At 52.7% G+C, this 3,189-nt stretch carries 1 tRNA gene and 2 rRNA genes; all 3 read right to left on the bottom strand.

From position 1 onward, the window contains the following. Positions 1 to 2,794: ribosomal RNA gene (locus QMN93_RS25670) — 23S ribosomal RNA — on the bottom strand; the annotation flags it as partial. Positions 2,795 to 2,976: 182 nt separating this feature from the next. After that, a tRNA-Glu gene (locus tag QMN93_RS25665) sits at positions 2,977 to 3,052 on the bottom strand. 85 nt (positions 3,053 to 3,137) lie between these two features. Further along, positions 3,138 to 3,189, bottom strand: a 16S ribosomal RNA gene (locus QMN93_RS25660); the annotation flags it as partial.

The raw sequence follows: 3,189 nt of genomic DNA, 5'->3' as shown, positions 1-3,189 counted from the left end.
GTCAGGGAGAACTCATCTCGGGGCAAGTTTCGTGCTTAGATGCTTTCAGCACTTATCTTTTCCGCATTTAGCTACCGGGCAGTGCCATTGGCATGACAACCCGAACACCAGTGATGCGTCCACTCCGGTCCTCTCGTACTAGGAGCAGCCCCCCTCAATTCTCCAGCGCCCACGGCAGATAGGGACCGAACTGTCTCACGACGTTCTAAACCCAGCTCGCGTACCACTTTAAATGGCGAACAGCCATACCCTTGGGACCTACTTCAGCCCCAGGATGTGATGAGCCGACATCGAGGTGCCAAACACCGCCGTCGATATGAACTCTTGGGCGGTATCAGCCTGTTATCCCCGGAGTACCTTTTATCCGTTGAGCGATGGCCCTTCCATTCAGAACCACCGGATCACTATGACCTGCTTTCGCACCTGCTCGAGCCGTCACTCTCGCAGTCAAGCTAGCTTATGCCATTGCACTAACCTCCTGATGTCCGACCAGGATTAGCTAACCTTCGTGCTCCTCCGTTACTCTTTGGGAGGAGACCGCCCCAGTCAAACTACCCACCAGACACTGTCCGCAACCCGGATTACGGGTCTACGTTAGAACACCAGCCATTAAAGGGTGGTATTTCAAGGTCGGCTCCACGCAGACTGGCGTCCACGCTTCAAAGCCTCCCACCTATCCTACACATCAAGGACCAGTGTTCAGTGTCAAGCTATAGTAAAGGTTCACGGGGTCTTTCCGTCTTGCCGCGGGTACACTGCATCTTCACAGCGAGTTCAATTTCACTGAGTCTCGGGTGGAGACAGCCTGGCCATCATTACGCCATTCGTGCAGGTCGGAACTTACCCGACAAGGAATTTCGCTACCTTAGGACCGTTATAGTTACGGCCGCCGTTTACCGGGGCTTCGATCAAGAGCTTCGCGTTGCCGCTAACCCCATCAATTAACCTTCCGGCACCGGGCAGGCGTCACACCGTATACGTCCACTTTCGTGTTTGCACAGTGCTGTGTTTTTAATAAACAGTTGCAGCCAGCTGGTATCTTCGACTGATTTCAGCTCCACCCGCAGGGGCTTCACCTACATATCAGCGTGCCTTCTCCCGAAGTTACGGCACCATTTTGCCTAGTTCCTTCACCCGAGTTCTCTCAAGCGCCTTGGTATTCTCTACCTGACCACCTGTGTCGGTTTGGGGTACGATTTGATGTTACCTGATGCTTAGAGGCTTTTCCTGGAAGCAGGGCATTTGTTACTTCAGCACCGTAGTGCCTCGTCATCACACCTCAGCGTTAAAAGGTACCGGATTTACCTGGAACCTCCGCCTACATGCTTAAACCGGGACAACCGTCGCCCGGCTAACATAGCCTTCTCCGTCCCCCCTTCGCAGTAACACCAAGTACAGGAATATTAACCTGTTTCCCATCGACTACGCCTTTCGGCCTCGCCTTAGGGGTCGACTCACCCTGCCCCGATTAACGTTGGACAGGAACCCTTGGTCTTCCGGCGAGCGGGCTTTTCACCCGCTTTATCGTTACTTATGTCAGCATTCGCACTTCTGATACCTCCAGCATGCCTCACAGCACACCTTCAACGGCTTACAGAACGCTCCCCTACCCAACAACGCATAAGCGTCGCTGCCGCAGCTTCGGTGCATGGTTTAGCCCCGTTACATCTTCCGCGCAGGCCGACTCGACCAGTGAGCTATTACGCTTTCTTTAAATGATGGCTGCTTCTAAGCCAACATCCTGGCTGTCTGTGCCTTCCCACATCGTTTCCCACTTAACCATGACTTTGGGACCTTAGCTGGCGGTCTGGGTTGTTTCCCTCTTCACGACGGACGTTAGCACCCGCCGTGTGTCTCCCGTGATAACATTCTTCGGTATTCGTAGTTTGCATCGGGTTGGTAAGCCGGGATGGCCCCCTAGCCGAAACAGTGCTCTACCCCCGAAGATGAGTTCACGAGGCGCTACCTAAATAGCTTTCGGGGAGAACCAGCTATCTCCCGGTTTGATTGGCCTTTCACCCCCAGCCACAAGTCATCCGCTAATTTTTCAACATTAGTCGGTTCGGTCCTCCAGTTAGTGTTACCCAACCTTCAACCTGCCCATGGCTAGATCACCGGGTTTCGGGTCTATACCCTGCAACTTAACGCCCAGTTAAGACTCGGTTTCCCTTCGGCTCCCCTATACGGTTAACCTTGCTACAGAATATAAGTCGCTGACCCATTATACAAAAGGTACGCAGTCACACCACGAAGGTGCTCCCACTGCTTGTACGTACACGGTTTCAGGTTCTTTTTCACTCCCCTCGCCGGGGTTCTTTTCGCCTTTCCCTCACGGTACTGGTTCACTATCGGTCAGTCAGGAGTATTTAGCCTTGGAGGATGGTCCCCCCATATTCAGACAGGATACCACGTGTCCCGCCCTACTCTTCGAGTTCACAACCTGTGTGCTTTCGTGTACGGGACTGTCACCCTGTACCGTGCGACTTTCCAGACGCTTCCACTAACACACAAGCTGATTCAGACTCTGGGCTGCTCCCCGTTCGCTCGCCGCTACTGGGGGAATCTCGGTTGATTTCTTTTCCTCGGGGTACTTAGATGTTTCAGTTCCCCCGGTTCGCCTCGTTAACCTATGTATTCAGTTAACGATAGTGCAACGAATTGCACTGGGTTTCCCCATTCGGACATCGCCGGGTCAAAGGTTCATATCACCTCGCCGGCGCTTTTCGCAGATTAGCACGTCCTTCATCGCCTCTGACTGCCAGGGCATCCACCGTGTACGCTTAGTCGCTTAACCTCACAACCCGAAGATGTTTCACTTCTGATTGCGAAAATTTGAGAGACTCGAACACACATAACATGTGTGTCGTTTCAATTTTCAGCTTGATCCAGATTTTTAAAGAGCAAATATCTCAAACGTCACCCGAAGATGAGTTTTGAGATATGACGGCAGGTGACTTTCACTCACGAACCAGCAAGTGGCGTCCCCTAGGGGATTCGAACCCCTGTTACCGCCGTGAAAGGGCGGTGTCCTGGGCCTCTAGACGAAGGGGACGTGTAAGTCTCAATCGCAAGACGCCTTGCTATTTACTTTTCATCAGACAATCTGTGTGGACACTACAAAGGCAGGTTCTTTAAGGTAAGGAGGTGATCCAACCGCAGGTTCCCCTACGGTTACCTTGTTACGACTTC

The organism is Enterobacter sp. R-1.6.2 (assembly GCF_035064085.1).
Lineage (GTDB): Bacteria > Pseudomonadota > Gammaproteobacteria > Enterobacterales > Enterobacteriaceae > Enterobacter > Enterobacter asburiae_B.
Note: the sequence above shows the minus strand (reverse complement) of the source record. Positions and strands in the feature narration are given on the sequence as shown.